The organism is Paenibacillus sp. N119s (assembly GCF_059447605.1).
On the sequence record NZ_JCAJRU010000497.1, the window covers coordinates 1 to 571 of the forward strand.

General features: G+C 43.1%; 1 pseudogene. It reads right to left on the reverse strand.

The window, feature by feature from the left end:
- Positions 1 to 412, reverse strand: a pseudogene (locus tag AC5V8P_RS25990) (adhesin); the annotation flags it as partial.
- Positions 413 to 571 lie beyond the last annotated feature (159 nt).

Genomic DNA, 571 nt, shown 5'->3' on the forward strand with positions numbered 1-571 from the left:
CGTACTGATATTTTCGAACCAGCGTAGTGACCAGATCATCATAAGTACGGTGAATATCTTGATAGGAGCGTCTTTTACGTTTAATATCCATCTGGTATGAATGGGAAGCGGCCTCCAGTTCAAATGTATACACGCCTCGCACACAGTGTACAGACATACGTGTAACAATCCCATGGAACAGCCTTCTCAGCGATTGTCCTTGCTCATCCAACTGACGAATCACAATGGGCTCTTGCTCCATATTTTGACCGATACAAGCGGCTCCCTGTTCTTCGGAGAGCATGCCACTGATGTGTAAATAGGCATGCTCGTTGATGGCACGTGTTATTTGAAGTTGATCGATGTGTAGGGGCTGAAAGGGACCATAAAAGCGTAGGCTTTCATATCCAATCCCATCTGATAATACGCTCAAGTGAGTTCAAGACTCCTTTCTAGATACGATGGGGATTTCCAAGTAAAGCACGTCATCTTGAAATTGCTTCTGATTACAGATGCAGTAGATGAGTACAATTTGTGAGTCAAGATAGATATGTAATGTATTCTGGGGGTGTTTTGTATTAAGAAATGAGAG